The 13,351-nt window shown below is 68.0% G+C and carries 13 protein-coding genes; 6 read left to right on the forward strand and 7 right to left on the reverse strand.

Annotated features, from left to right (window positions below):
• Window positions 1-2: 2 nt before the first annotated feature.
• Genes A5730_RS13120 through A5730_RS13135 form a run of 4 tightly spaced genes read right to left on the reverse strand, consistent with a single transcriptional unit; the run spans window position 3 to window position 5,048 of the window.
• The gene (locus A5730_RS13120; RefSeq protein ID WP_067900736.1) at window positions 3-953 is read right to left on the reverse strand and encodes an SDR family NAD(P)-dependent oxidoreductase; all 951 of its coding nucleotides are present in this window, start codon (window positions 951-953) and stop codon (window positions 3-5) included.
• Window positions 950-2,797 (reverse strand): NAD(P)/FAD-dependent oxidoreductase, encoded by a 1,848-nt coding sequence (locus A5730_RS13125; protein ID WP_067900738.1) that lies wholly within the window; start codon window positions 2,795-2,797, stop codon window positions 950-952. Before A5730_RS13125 ends, A5730_RS13120 begins: the two co-directional genes overlap by 4 nt.
• Window positions 2,794-4,194 carry an SRPBCC family protein gene (locus A5730_RS13130; protein ID WP_067900741.1) on the reverse strand — a complete coding sequence of 467 codons (1,401 nt, stop codon included), beginning with the start codon at window positions 4,192-4,194 and terminating at the stop codon, window positions 2,794-2,796. Before A5730_RS13130 ends, A5730_RS13125 begins: the two co-directional genes overlap by 4 nt.
• Entirely contained in the window at window positions 4,194-5,048 is an 855-nt protein-coding gene (locus tag A5730_RS13135) for an SDR family NAD(P)-dependent oxidoreductase (RefSeq protein ID WP_067900744.1), read from the reverse strand. The genes A5730_RS13130 and A5730_RS13135 overlap by 1 nt, the downstream gene beginning before the upstream one ends.
• 213 nt (window positions 5,049-5,261) lie before the next feature.
• Between A5730_RS13135 and A5730_RS13140 the strand changes: the two genes are divergently transcribed.
• The 4 genes from A5730_RS13140 to A5730_RS13155 are packed head-to-tail and all read left to right on the forward strand — an operon-like array spanning window position 5,262 to window position 10,014.
• Window positions 5,262-6,872, forward strand: coding sequence for an SMP-30/gluconolactonase/LRE family protein (locus tag A5730_RS13140; RefSeq protein WP_067900747.1), 1,611 nt, complete (start codon window positions 5,262-5,264; stop codon window positions 6,870-6,872).
• Entirely contained in the window at window positions 6,872-7,621 is a 750-nt protein-coding gene (locus A5730_RS13145; protein WP_067900751.1) for a GntR family transcriptional regulator, read from the forward strand. The genes A5730_RS13140 and A5730_RS13145 overlap by 1 nt, the downstream gene beginning before the upstream one ends.
• Before the next feature lies 1 nt (window position 7,622).
• On the forward strand, window positions 7,623-9,239 hold the full coding sequence (locus A5730_RS13150) for an AMP-binding protein (RefSeq protein WP_067901105.1): 1,617 nt from the start codon (window positions 7,623-7,625) through the stop codon (window positions 9,237-9,239).
• The gene (locus A5730_RS13155) at window positions 9,232-10,014 is read left to right on the forward strand and encodes an SDR family NAD(P)-dependent oxidoreductase (RefSeq protein ID WP_082946821.1); all 783 of its coding nucleotides are present in this window, start codon (window positions 9,232-9,234) and stop codon (window positions 10,012-10,014) included. Before A5730_RS13150 ends, A5730_RS13155 begins: the two co-directional genes overlap by 8 nt.
• A gap of 56 nt (window positions 10,015-10,070) precedes the next feature.
• Here the strand turns inward: A5730_RS13155 and A5730_RS13160 are convergent, their stop codons facing one another.
• From A5730_RS13160 to A5730_RS13170, 3 genes are read right to left on the reverse strand one after another with little or no spacing between them, the layout of a single operon-like run.
• Window positions 10,071-11,231: an NDMA-dependent alcohol dehydrogenase gene (locus tag A5730_RS13160; protein WP_255385180.1), complete on the reverse strand. Its 1,161-nt coding sequence runs from the start codon at window positions 11,229-11,231 to the stop codon at window positions 10,071-10,073.
• Window positions 11,228-11,707 (reverse strand): SRPBCC family protein, encoded by a 480-nt coding sequence (locus A5730_RS13165; RefSeq protein WP_067900758.1) that lies wholly within the window; start codon window positions 11,705-11,707, stop codon window positions 11,228-11,230. The genes A5730_RS13160 and A5730_RS13165 overlap by 4 nt, the downstream gene beginning before the upstream one ends.
• Window positions 11,704-12,570, reverse strand: coding sequence for a rhomboid family intramembrane serine protease (locus A5730_RS13170; RefSeq protein WP_067900762.1), 867 nt, complete (start codon window positions 12,568-12,570; stop codon window positions 11,704-11,706). Before A5730_RS13170 ends, A5730_RS13165 begins: the two co-directional genes overlap by 4 nt.
• Window positions 12,571-12,668: 98 nt before the next feature.
• Between A5730_RS13170 and A5730_RS13175 the strand changes: the two genes are divergently transcribed.
• Both A5730_RS13175 and A5730_RS13180 read left to right on the forward strand, forming a co-directional pair.
• A complete protein-coding gene (locus A5730_RS13175) occupies window positions 12,669-13,031 on the forward strand; it encodes a nuclear transport factor 2 family protein (protein WP_067900765.1) in 363 nt (120 codons plus the stop codon).
• 60 nt (window positions 13,032-13,091) lie between these two features.
• Window positions 13,092-13,316 carry a hypothetical protein gene (locus A5730_RS13180; protein WP_055404709.1) on the forward strand — a complete coding sequence of 75 codons (225 nt, stop codon included), beginning with the start codon at window positions 13,092-13,094 and terminating at the stop codon, window positions 13,314-13,316.
• Window positions 13,317-13,351: the final 35 nt, after the last annotated feature.

Below are 13,351 nucleotides of genomic sequence, written 5' to 3' on the forward strand. Positions count from 1 at the left end.
GGCTACCCACGCAGCGCCCCTTGATCCGTTGAGCGGCAAGCCAGCTCGAAGCTGTAGCGGATGTGCCGGTCGTGTCCGTCCGGGACGACGGGGAAGATCAGTGGCGCGTCGGCGTATCGGATCGCATCCAGATGGCTGCCGACATCCTCGATCGTCCACGCCGGCCGGCAGACCCCGGGGGTCTCCGCGACGACCGCCCGCGCGACGCGGCCCGCCAGCGCGATGAACACCTCACCGGTCACCGAGCAGGATTGGTGCGCGAGCCAACCCACCACGGGCGCAACCAGTTCCGGGCCCATCGGGGGGTAGGACGAGGTGTCGATGCCATCCGCCATGCGCGTCACCGCGGCCGGCACGATCACGTTGCACCGCACCCCCTCGGCGGCGCCTTCGAGCGCCGCGACGTTGGACAGACCGATCACGCCGGCCTTGGCGGCCGCGTAGTTGGCCACGTCGTGGTTTCCGTACAGGCCGCCGATCGACGACGTCAGCACGATGCGGCCGTAGCCCGCCGCGCACATGACCGGAAACGCCGGCCGGACCACGTTGAAGGCGCCGCGCAGATGCACGTCGAGCACCGCGTCGAAGTCCTCGTAGGTCATCTGCTTCAGCGAGCCGCGCCGGACATTACCGGCGTTGTGGATCAGGATGTCGATGCGGCCGTAGCGCTCGAGCGCGGTCGCGATGACGGCCTCGCCCCCTTCGCGGGTCGCCACCGACGCCGTTGATGCGACGGCCTGACCGCCGGCCCCGGTGATCTCCTCGACCACCCGCTCCGCCGGGCCCGCGTCCACCCCCTCGCCGTCGACCCGGCCGCCGATGTCGTTGACGACCACCCTGGCCCCGCGGGAGGCGAGGAGGTGGGCGTACGCACGGCCCAGCCCACGCCCGGCGCCGGTCACCACGGCGACGCGGTCGTCGAATCGCAGCTGTGCTGAGAGTGATTCGCTCACGCGCCGAGCACCAACCCTCCCAACTCGCCCTTGTCGCGCCACGCCCGCAGCAAGTCCTCGAAGGCGTAGAACCCGGGGCCGTAGGGTTCGCCCAGGTGCGACCGGAGGCCCTCGCCCCCGCCGCCCCCCTCGTTGTTGTAGTAGCCCGGCGTGCACTGGGCGTCGAACGCCGAGTTGTCGATCGCGGTTTCCCGGATCGTCTCGCACCACTGGGCCTGCGCCGCCTCAGTGGGCTCAACCGTGGTCGCGCCCCGTTTCAGCGCCTCGGCGATGATGTAGGCGATGTGTTCGCCCTGCAGCTCGTAGTTGGCGGCGATGTTGGCCGAGATGCCGACCTGGGTGAAACCGGTGTAGAACTGGTTCGGGAAGCCCCGGCTGGTCATGCCGTGCAGCGTCTTGTATCCGTCGTGCCAGTAGTCGAACAGCGACAGCCCGTCGCGTCCCTCGATGGTCTCGATCGAATAGCGGCGGCTGATCTCGGTGGTGATTTCGAAGCCGCTGGCATAGATGATGCAGTCGACCTCGTACTCGACACCGTTTGCCACCAAACCCTTTTCGGTGATGCGCTGCACGCCTTTGGAATCCGAGACGTCGACGAGGGTGACATTGGGCCGGTTGAACATCGGCAGGTACTCGTCATTGGAAAGCGGCCGCTTGCACAGGAATCGGTAGTAGGGCTTGAGCGCCTCGGCGGTCTGCGGCTCCTCGACGATAGCCGCGATACGGCGGCGGAGCCGCTCCATGAGCTTGTAGTCCTCCTCCTCCCTTATCGCCATGAATTGCTCGGGAGTCATCGACGCGGGGTCGTCCAGGGCGAGCACCCGGGCGGCGGTGTTGCGCCCCAGCTCGGTCCAGAAGTCGCAGACCAGATCCGGCTGACCCAGCGCCATGCCCTCGAACGTCCAGGAGTGGAAGTTACGCTGCCGCTCCCGCTGCCAGCCGGGCCGCAGCGTCTTGACCCACTCCGGGTCGGTGGGCGCGTTGTTGCGCTCGTCGACCGTCGACGGTGTCCGCTGAAAGACGTAGAGGCGCTGGGCGTCCCGGGCCAGGAACGGCGCGATCTGGATCGCGGTGGCGCCGGTGCCGATGACGGCGACCTTCTTGTCGGCGAGCTTGTGCAGGTTGCCGGTCGTGTCGCCGCCGGTGTAGTCGTAGTCCCACCGCGACGAGTGGAACGCGTGGCCTTTGAAGTTCTTGATTCCGGGGATGCCGGGCAACTTCGGCCGGTGGAAGGGGCCCGAGGCCAGCACCACGAACCGGGCGCGGATGTCGTCGTCGCGGTTGGTGCTGATCTTCCAGCGGTTGGTCGTTTCGTCCCAGCGCAGGTCGCGCACCTGGGTGGAGAAGATCGCCGAATCGTAGAGGCCGAAATGCTTGCCGATGTTGCGGCAGTGCTGGTAGATCTCGGCGCCGTCGGCGAACTTCTTCGACGGCATGAAATCGAGCTCTTCGAGAAGTGGGATGTAGCAGTAGGATTCATTGTCGCATTGGATGCCGGGATAGCGATTCCAGTACCAGACGCCGCCGAAGTCACCGCCGAGTTCGATGATCCGCACGTCGTCGACGCCCGCCTTCTTCAGGTGCGCCGCCGACAGCAGGCCGGCGAAGCCACCGCCGAGTACCGCGACGTCGATATCCTCCGCTATCGGCTCACGCGGTGTGGCGGGCGTGTACGGATCGACCTCGTAGTAGCCCGCGAAGTCGTCCTCCAATTCGATGTACTGCTTGGAACCCTCTTTGCGGAGCCGCTTTTCGCGCTCCAGCCGGTATTTTTCTCGCAGCGCATCGATGTCGATGTCGTCGGGTGTCTGCGTCGGACCGCAATCGTCTCGGTACACGGTCATGCCAGTGGGCGCTCCTCACCTGAAAGCTCCTGCGGTTCGCCGGTGCCCATGTACTTCGCCAGTTGGTAGTGCAGGTTGACGGTGCTGCGTTCGCGGTACGGGTTCGGTTTGGTGCCGCCGAAGCCGAGCGACTTCATGCCCCGCTGCACGGCGGCCATGTTGGAGAAGTCCTGGGGCAGAACGGACCGCCAGCTAGGGTCGCCGACGGGCGTGTACTCCCACTGTGTCTGCGGCTCTTCGCCTTTCGGGAACAGCTCGAACACCGAGACCTCAAAAATGCATTTGTCGGGGTTATAGCTGGGATGCGGGCGAGCGCCGTAGCACAGCGCGCTGGTCAGACCCTGCCCGATCTGGAAGTTCGGGAAGATCTGCCACGCGGTGCCGGCCTGCCCGAGGATGTCCGGCGGGATCGTCGGCCAGATCACCCCGCGGGCCTCGTCGTCGCGGCGGGCCGAGGCCAGCCAGTGCTCGAGCACCTTGTCGGCCGGTGTGCCTTCGGGCAATTCGTCGACCAGCCGCTTGGCCGCACTCACCAGGGTCTGGGTGGTGGTGGCGTTGGTCTCCTCCATCGTGTACACCTGCATCTCGGCGGTCGACACGCGCGGATCGGCGCCGGTGCCGAGGCGGATCTTGGACTTGGTGGCCTCCATGTCCGCCGGTGCGTCGTAGCCGATATTGCTATGCCGCCCTTGTGCTTTGGCCCACCCCTTGAATTCGCCGAACTTATTGAACTCGGGGTGGGTGGTGTAGACGTGGTAGGTCTCGTTGAAGGCCTCCAGCGCCACTTTCCAGTTGCAGTCGAACGACAGCCACTTGCGCCATTTGTAGCGCATGTTTTCCAGGCCGAACGGGTCGAGGATCTTGGCGGCGGGAAACAGGTAGTCGGCCAGCGGTTCACAGTCGGGGTCCATGTTGATCCACAACCAGCCGCCCCAGGTGTCGACCCGGACCGGTCGAAGGTGCGTGTTTCCGGGCGTAAGCGCGCCCTGCCAGTCCTGTTGTTCGCGAATGTGAGTGCACGCACCGTCCAGCCCGTAGGTCCAGCCGTGGAAGCCGCACACGAACGACTTCCGCGCTCTGCCGCAGGCGTTCTTGGCGCCCTCGGGGGTGTCGATCAGCCGGCGGCCCCGGTGCATGCAGACGTTGTGGTGGGCACGAAATTCTCGTTCGCCGGTGCGCACCACGATGATCGAGTCGTCGAGAATGTCGTAGGTCAGGTAGCTGCCCACCTCGGGCAGCTCCTCGACGCGGCCGACCTGTTGCCAGACCCTGCGCCAGAGCTTGTCCCGTTCGGCGCGCGCGTAGTCCTGGCAGATGTACGCCTCGACGCCGACGGTCATCGGCCTCGACAGTTCCTCGGCCGCTGCGGAATTCGCGCCGTTGGCGGGTTCGGTCATCACATCCTCCTGATCGCCGCGCGGAAGGACTCGTCGTGCAAGAACAGCGACGTGTTGTCGGCGCCGAGATGGCTCCACTTGAGGCCCAGCCCGCCGTCGACGAGCAGCGTCTGGCCGGTGATGTAGCTCGACATCTGGGAGAGCAGGAAGAGGATCGCGCCGGCCTGTTCCTCGGGTCGCCCGCGCCGACCCATCGCGATCGCCCGCCGGTCCCGCTCTGGGTCCTCGTCGACGTACGTGCGCGACGCCGCGGTCTGGGTGACGCCGGGCGCCACGGCGTTCACCCGGATTCCCGCCGCCGCCAGTTCGAGGGCCATCGTGCGGGTCATCGCCGCGATCGCGGCCTTGGCGGTGCCGTAGGCGATGTGAAACGGCGCGGTGTTCATGCCGCTGATCGAGGAGACCGACACGATCGAGCCCGGCAGCCCGTGCGCGACGAGTTCCTTCGCCACGGCCTGGCTCATGAAGAACGCGGTTTCGAGATTGTCCGCGAAGATCGTGCGCCAGTCGCCGCGCGTCACCCGGGTCGAGGGCATCCACGTCGACGGCTCGGCGCCGCCGGCGACATTGACCAACCCGTACAGGGTGCCGTCGGCGCGGCGGGCCTGATCGATCACGGTGGCGATGCCGTCGTCGGTCGACGCGGCGGCCGCGACCGGCACCACGGCCAGCCCCTGTTGCGCGAGCGGGGCGACGTGCTCGTCGAGGTTTTCCTTCGACCGGCTCACCGCGATCACGGTGGCCCCGGCCCGGGCGGTCATGGCGGTGACGGCCGTGCCGATGCCGCCCCCGCCGGCGCCGGAGACCACCACGATGCGGCCGTCGAGCCCCAGACCGCGCCCGTGATCGTCCATGACCTGCTTTCGCCTCCCGCCAAGCGTGCGGAGCGGGTTTCCCGTGCACTTTTTGTCCGGACAAAATATGGCATTCTGCCCGATGGAGAACACTATTCCGATCGGCGGACTTCGCTGTCAAGGCCGGGCCGGGGCCGTTCCGCGGCTATTGTCTGGACTAGGCGGAGTTGATAACGTCCAGCCCAGACGGCGGACGGAAGGACCTCGGCGAGCATGACCATTTCACGGTCCATCTCCTCGCGGTATGCGGCGCCGCATCCGGTCGAAGTCGCCGAGGGCTGGGGCCTCGAGCGGGTCACCGCCCCGAGCCGGCTGTACGGTGCCAACGGCTTGCGCACGGGGCCCGGCGGGCGCGTCTACATCGCCCAGGTGACCGGCAGTCAGATCAGCGCGCTGGATCACCGCACCGGCGAGCTGACGACCGCCAGCCCCAAGGGCGGCGACATCGTGGCGCCCGACGATGTCGCGTTCGACGCGAGCGGCAACCTGTACGCGACCGAGGTGATGGACGGCCGGGTCAGCGTGCGGGACACCAGCGGACGAACGCGGGTGCTGCGCGACGACGTTCCGTCGGCCAACGGCATCACCTTCCACCGCGGCCGCCTGTTCGTCGGTGAGTGCCGTGCGGGCGGGCGGCTGCTGGAGTTCGATTTGGCGGGCGGGCCGCCGCGGGTGCTTCTCGAGAACGTGCCCTCACCGAACGCCATGGAGGTGGGCCCGGACGGCCTGCTGTACTTCCCGGTGATGGGCGCCAACGAGATCTGGCGCGTCGACCCCGACGGCGGCGAGCCGCAGCGCGTCGCGGGCGATCTCGGCGTGCCGGACTCGGTCAAGTTCGACGCGCAGGGCCACCTCGTCTCGACCCAGGTGGCCAGCGGGCAGGTGTTGCGCATCGATCCCCGCACCGGCGAGCGGCGGCTGCTCGCGCAACTGGATCCGGGGCTGGACAACTGCACCTTCGTCGGCGACCGGCTGTTCGTCTCGAACTTCACCGGCGAGATCACCGAGATATCGCTCGATGGCACAACGCAATCCGTGTTGGCGGGTGGGCTGAACTGGCCGATGGACCTGGCGGTGGGTCACGACGGGCTGCTCCACATCGCCGACGGCACGTACTTCTACGCCGCCCTGCCCGATGGCTCCTTGCACACCGCGGGGATGTTGTTCAGCCCCGGGTATCCGGGGTTTCTGCGGGGCGTGGCTGCGAGCGGCCCCGGCGAGTTCATCGTCACCACGTCCGGTGGCCAGGTGAGCCGCTACCGCCCGCAAGCCAGCGAAACCGAGGTGCTGGCAGACGGTTTCGACCAGCTGTACGGCGTGGCCACGGCTCCCGGCGGGGTGGTGTTCGCGGAGCTGGGCACCGGGCGCGTGCTGTTGCTGCGGTCGGGCGGGATCGAGGTGCTGGCGAACGGTTTGCGCGAGCCCGTCGGCGTCGCGGTCGATGCCGACGGGGCGTGCCTGGTGGCGGAGGCCGGGGCCGGCCGGGTGGTCCGCGTCACCGGGTCGAGCGTCGACACCGTCGTCGCCGATCTACAACGGCCGCAAGGCATTCTGGTGCGTGACGACCTGCTCTACATCGTCGACGCCGGCGCCAAGGCGGTGATCCGGTTCGACTTGACCAGCCACGCGCGCCAATCGATCGCGTCGGGCCTGCCGGTCGGTCCCCCGCCGGGCGTGACGCCCAAGCCGTTGCGCGGGATGCCACCGTTTTCCGGGCCGCAGGGCCCGTTTGCCGGCATCGCGGCCGCGGCCGACGGGACGCTTTACATCTCGGCCGACGGCGACGGCAGCGTGCTGGCATTGCGCCCGACGGGCGGCCGCTGATGCCCCAGGCCGTCGCCGGTGATCACCGCTACCTGCAGATCGCGCGGACGCTGCGCAAGGAGATCGTCGACGGGGTTTATCCGGTGGGCTCGCAGCTGCCGACCGAGCAGCAACTGTGCGAGCGCTTCGCGGTGAGCCGCTACACCGTGCGCGAAGCGCTTCGCCGGCTGCGGGAGGACAACCTGGTCGCGTCCCGGCCGCGCGCGGGCACCCGGGTGGTGCCGCGCCCGGCGTCCAGTTCGTATGCCCAGGACGCGATGTCGATCAACGATCTCCTTGCCTTCGCGGCCGGCGCGCAGCTGACGATCGAATCCAACGCGATGGTCACGATCGACGAGGATTTGGCCGCTCGGACCGGGCTCGAGGTGGGCACCCAGTGGCTGTCGGTGCGCGGCTACCGGCGGGCCGACAGCGCGTCGGTGCCGGTCTGCCGCACGGAGTACTACATCAACCGGAGCTTCGCCGCGGTCGGCAGGCTGCTGCAACGCCATGCCGGCCCGATCTTTCCGTTGATCGAGGACCTGTTCGGGGTGAGCGTCGCCCAGCTGCATCAAGAGATCGCGGCCGTCCTGCTGTCGCCCGAGCTCGCCGACGGCCTCGGCGTCGAACCGGGAACGGCCGCGCTGCAGATGCGGCGCACCTACACCACCTCCGACGGCGAAGTGGCCCAGGTGACGATCAACACCCACCTCTCGTCGAGGTTTCGCTACGCGATGACCATGCGCCGCGTCAGCGGCCAGGGTGGTTGACGTGCTCCCCCCGACCGCGTGGGACGCCGCGCACGCGTCGGCGGCGTATCGGCGCGGCCTGTGGGTGCACACCACGCTGGCCGATTCGCTGCGGGCCGCCGCGATCGAATCGCCCCGGCGAACGGTGCTGGTGGACAAAGACGTTCGACTCGACTGCGCCACGCTACACGCGCAGGCCGGCGCGCTGGCCACGGCGCTGTCGGCGCGCATGCCGGCGGGCAGCGTGGTGTCGTTCATGCTGCCGAACTGGCACGAGGCCGCCGTCATCTACCTGGCCGCCACCCTGGCCGGGATGGTGGTGAACCCGATCCTGCCCTCACTGCGCGAACATGACCTGCGCTTCATCCTCGAAGACGCCGGCACGGCAATGGTTTTCGTGCCACACCGCTACGGCGGCCACGACTACGCGACGATGCTCGAACGCGTAGCCGCCGAGCTGATCCCGGCCCCGGAAGTGGTGGTGGTGCGCGGCCCCGAAACCGGGCCCGCGGGCCCGCACACGCCCTACCGGGCCCTGCTGGAGCAGCCCCCCGATGACGCCGCGCTTCCGGCGCTGAATCCCGACGACGCGCGGATGATCCTCTACACCTCCGGCACCACCAGCCGGCCCAAAGGCGTTTTGCACAGCCACAATTCGATGCACGCCCTGATCTGCCAGATCCGCGACCATTGGATGATCGATCCGGGCGACACGTTCCTGGTCCCCTCCCCGGTCGCGCACATCGGCGGTTCGATATACGCGTTCGAATGCCCGCTACTGCTGGGCACCACCGCGGTGCTGATGGACCGATGGGATCCGGTCGAGGCGGTGGCGCTGATGAACTCCGAACGCTGCACGCACATGGCTGGGGCCACGCCGTTCCTGCAGCAACTGTTGTCCGCCGCCGAGCGCGCCGACACCCGGCTGCCCGATCTGAAGGTGTTCATCTGCGGCGGCGCCTCCGTACCCCCGTCGCTGATCCGTCGCGCCGCCGCATATTTCGAGCGGGCGGTGGTCACCCGGGTGTATGGCTGCACCGAAGTTCCCGTCACCACGGTCGGCGCGCCCCGGCCGGACGAAACCGGGCCCGCGGCTGACACCGACGGCAGGCCCGGCATCGCCGAGATCAAGCTCGTCGCGCACGAATTCGCCCCCGCCGGGGACGGAGAGATCTGCGTGCGCGGCCCGCAGATGATGTCGGGTTACCGCCATTCCGAAGACGAATCATTTGACGCCGCGGGATTTTTCCGCACCGGGGATCTCGGGCGCTGGGTCGACGAGACGTACCTCGTGGTGACCGGCCGGGCCAAGGACGTCATCATCCGCAGCGGCGAGAACGTCTCGGCCAAGGAGGTCGAGGACCTGCTCGCCGACCATCCCGGCATCGCGGAAATCGCGGTCGTCGGCCTGCCCGATGCGCGCACCGGGGAGCGGGCTTGCGCGGTGATCGTGCCCGCGGGCGGGGCGCACCCGGACGTCGCGAGCCTGCTGGAGCTGTTGGTGAGCAAGGGAGTCGCCAAATTCAAGGCCCCGGAACAGGTCGTGATCACCGATGCCCTACCGAAGAATGACGCGGGGAAGATACTCAAACATCGGATCCGAGCCGCGCTGATGAGCGCGGAGACTGAGGATGGCTGAGATGCAGGTCGCGATCGTCACCGGAGCAAGCAGCGGCATCGGCCTGGGCTGCGCGACCAAGCTCGCCGAGATGGGCATGGCCGTGGTCGGGACGGGCCGCGACTCCGATCGGCTGGCCGAGCTCGAGGGGGCGATCGGCGATCCGGATCGCGTCGCGACGGTGGCCGTCGACCTCACCGCCGACGACGCGCCGCGGCGCATCGTGGACACCGCGGTCAACCGCTGGGGTCACATCGACTTCCTGATCAACAACGCCGGGGTGGGCGGGCCCAAGCCGCTGCACGAAACCGACGACGAAACCCTGGACTACTTCCTGGGTTTGATGCTGCGGGCGCCGTTTCGGCTCGCTCGCGAGGTGTTGCCGCACATGGCGCCCGGGTCGGCGATCATCAACGTGACGTCGACCTTCGCGGTCGTCGGCGGCCTGCGCGGCGGCGCCTACTCCGCCGCCAAGGGCGGGCTGACCGCGCTCACCACCCACATCGCCTGCCAGTACGGCGCGGCCGGCATCCGCTGCAACGCCGTCGCGCCGGGCGTGACGGTGACACCGATGGTCGAAAAACGGTTGGAGGACGAGCGATTCCGCCGGATCAACACTGAGATGACGCCGCATCAGCGGTTGGGCCGCGTCGACGACATCGCCAGCACCGTGGGCTTCTTGTGTTCGCCGGGCGGAAGTTTCATCAACGGCCAGACGATCGTCGTCGACGGCGGCTGGAGCTCGACGAAATACCTGTCGGAGTTCGCGTTGACGTCGCAGTGGATCGAGCGATGAGTTGATGGCGCCGACCCGCATCGCCCGGCTTCGCCGCGCTCGCGATCGGCGCTGACTCACCCGCCCGCGAAATCGATGATGCCCCGAATGTTGCGGCCCTTGCGCAGATCGGCGAACGCCTCGTTGATCTGATCGAGCCGGTAATGCCGGGTCACCAATTCGTCGAGCTTCAGTGCGCCCGCCTGATACATCGACAACAGCAACGGCACGCTGGTGCGCGGATTCATCCCGCCGTAGAGCGCCCCCTTGAGTTGTTTGGACGACAGCACCATCTCCTGCAGGATGAGCGGAACCACCGGCTCGGTGTAGGGGGTGATGCCGGTGACCACGCACGTCCCGCCCTTGCGCAGCAGCCTCATTCCCAACGGGATCAACTCCACGTGCAGAACGCCGGGGGTCAGGATGACGCGGTCGGCCATCACCCCCGCGGTGATATCGGTGACCAGCGGGATCGCCTCCTGCGCGGACGCGGCGGTGTGCGTGGCCCCGAAGATTTTGGCCGAATCCCGTTTGGAATCAACGGGATCCACCCCGACGACGTAGGTCGCGCCGGCCGCGCGCGCCCCTTGCACGGCGTTCATCCCGACCCCGCCGGTGCCGATGACGACGACGGTGTCGCCGGGCTCGGTGCCCGCCGTAACCGTCGCGGAGCCCCAGCCGGTGCTGACGCCGCACGACACCAGCGAGGCGGCATGGAAGGGGATCGCGTCGTCGATCTTGATGACCGACTTCTCGGTCAGCACCGCGTATTCGGCGAAGGTGCCGAGTTGGCCGTAGGCCATGAGGTTTTCGTCGCCGAGGTGCCGCCGGCAGGTTCCGTCGGTCGGCATCTCCCGGGAAAACAGGCTGGCGCCGGCGTCACAGATGTAGCTCTGGCCGTTCACGCAAAACCGGCAGCTGCCGCACGCGGGGATGAAGGACATCGCCACGTGGTCCCCCGGCCGCAGGGTGGTCACGCCGGGCCCGACCTCTTCGACCACACCGGCGCCCTCGTGCCCGCCGAGCATCGGGTACCAATCCGGTTCGGGGATGCCCGTTGAGGCCCGGACCTCCGGGGTGGGCAACACGTCGCCGGTGACGAGGTGGTCGTCGGAGTGGCAGATGCCGGCGACGGTCATTCGCACCAGGACCTCGCCTGCGCGGGGCGGATCGAGCGTGATCTCGCGGATCTCCCAGTCCTGTCCGACCCCGCGGATCACAGCGCCACGACATTTCATTGCGACCTCCTCGGTGTTCCCGATTCGAAGTGACTCCGGATGCCGGCCAGCATCTTGATGTGCGCCTTGACGCCCTCGCGGATGGTCACGCCGGCCAGCGGCCGCGGCGCGGCTATTTGGATTCGCTCGGTGACCCGGGTGCCGCCGTCGGCCGGCTCGAAACTCACCGTGCCCCGCAGGTGAACCCCCGGCGGCTGATCCGCCTCGGTCAGCACGTCGCCCGCCGCGGGCACCCGCAGTCGCGCCCGGTAGGCGGTCCGCAAGGTGAACGGCCCCAACGGGATTCGGTCGACCACCCGATACGTCTGCTGATAGCCGTCCGCGGTTTCGCTGCGCGACAACGGCTCCACCGACACGATCAACGGGTGGACCAGCTTGATGTTGTCCAGGTCCACGTAGAAGTCGCGAACCTGATCCGGCGCCGCGGGCACGTCCTCGGTCAGCGTGCGTTCCGCGTGGGTGATCCACCAGCTCATGCGGAGAACTCCGCGAGCAGTTGCGCCGTGCGCCACCAGATCAGCGCGGCGAACACCGCCAGCACGGCGATGGTCACGACGGCCTGGATCATGTTCCGGCGCTCCCTCGGCGGGTAAACGTAGGCCGCGGCGACCAGTCCACCGGTGACCAGCCCGCCCACGTGCGCCTGCCAACTGATGCGCTGGGAGCTGATCGCCGGCGCAACGAAGGTGAAAACCAGGTTGATCGCGATGACCACCATCACCCAGCGGACGTCGAACGCCAGCCGCTTGCCCACCACGAACGTGGCACCGAACAGCCCGAAAATCGCGCCCGAGGCACCCGCCGTCGCGGTGTCGAGCGGCGAGAGCAGGTAGACCAGCACCGAACCGCCCAGCCCGCTGAGCGCGTAGAGCGCGCCGAATCGCAGTCGGCCCAGCCACATTTCGAGTGGCGGACCCACCACGTAGAGCGCCCACATGTTGAGCAACAGATGCGCCGCCCCGTAGTGCAGGAACGCCGCCGTCGCCAGCCGGTAGAACTCCCCGCCGGCCACCGCCGGCGGCCAGAGCGTCAGCTGCTTTTCCAGATTCCCCGAGGCCATCTGAACCACGAACGCGACCACGTTGATCGCGATCAGGGCGTAGGTGAGCACCGGTGTGGCCGAGCGCTGCCGGCCGCCGAAGCGGGTTCGCGGCTGACGGACCGTGCGGGCGCCCTCCCGGACACACTCGACGCATTGATGACCCACGGCGGCGTTGCGCATGCAGTCCCCGCAGATGTAGCGCTCGCAACGGTTGCAGCGGACGTACGTCGGGCGGCCCGGATGCCGATAGCAACTGGGAACCGCGGGCGGCGAATCCGGAGCCATGGGTGCGCTCATCGCCCTATTCTGGCCCGCACCGGCGGGCCCGGTGCGCCGCTTGAACGAACCTGTTCTCCCCCCTCCCATTCGCCTACTGTGTTGTGCGTGGAGTCGACGTGACCGAGCCGGGGGTGGTCGAGCGCTACCTGGAGTGCCTGGCGGCGCACGACTGGGACGGCCTCGCCGCGACGATCGCCGACGACGGGTTGGTCCGCGAGGGCCCGTTCTGCGATGTCGTCGAGGGCAAGCGGCACTACATCGCCTACCTGCGCAAGGTCCTCACCAACCTCGACGGCCACCGGCTCGACGTGCAGCGGGTTTCGCACGTGGACAGCCACCTGTCCTACGTCGAGCTGACCGAGGCGTTCGAGATGGACGGCGCCACCAAGCGGTGGCCGGAATGCCTGCTGTTCGAGCGCGGCGACGACGGGCTGATCTCTCGCGTCAGCGTGTTCTTCAAACAGCCCGGCGCGCAGTGAATCGCCCGCGGCGCGGGCAAACTATTCCCTCACTCGTGAAATTGACCTAGCGTGTGACGGGTGGAATCAAACGGAACCCCGGAATTGGTGCCCGTCGAAACATTGCACTCAGGTGATCCCATCATGGATTGCGGCCAACGGTACATAGTCCTCGAATCGAAGGCCGTCGGCGACAGCTGCGTGGTCCTCGAGCTCGAGTCCAGGGTGGACCACCAGCTGCAGGTCATCGAGAAGTCGTTTCCGGCGGGATACCACGTCAACAGGGCGAACCACCGCATTTTATAGCCCAAAACAACTCAGCCGAATATTGCGCGCGTAGC

The organism is Mycobacterium sp. ACS4054, assembly GCF_001667275.1.
GTDB lineage: Bacteria > Actinomycetota > Actinomycetes > Mycobacteriales > Mycobacteriaceae > Mycobacterium.